The following is a 233-nucleotide window of genomic DNA, read 5'->3' as shown; positions in this document are numbered from 1 at the left end:
CCTTGAGGTCCAGCGCGTTCAACACGTCGATCGTCGGCTGGTCGGCCTGGGTGGCGGACGCGAACAACGACGCCCCGATGCTGTCACCGGCCGAGAGCAGCAGCGAGTTCGCATCGCCGTACGCCGCCCGCGCCTCCTCGATCGTGCCGGCGAACTGGACCGTCGTCTTGTCGGCGATCCGCCCGTGGAAGTCGTTGAAGTTGATCAGATTGATCGTGACCGCGGCGGCTGCC

1 protein-coding gene is annotated in these 233 nt (G+C 67.0%); it reads right to left on the bottom strand.

What is annotated here, in order from left to right:
- A partial coding sequence (locus tag BN358_RS26725; RefSeq protein WP_040583260.1) for a hypothetical protein occupies positions 1-233 on the bottom strand: 233 nt, incomplete at both ends.

It is taken from the genome of Sedimentibacter sp. B4 (assembly GCF_000309315.1).
Taxonomy (GTDB): domain Bacteria; phylum Bacillota; class Clostridia; order Tissierellales; family Sedimentibacteraceae; genus Sedimentibacter; species Sedimentibacter saalensis.
Note: the sequence above shows the minus strand (reverse complement) of the source record. Positions and strands in the feature narration are given on the sequence as shown.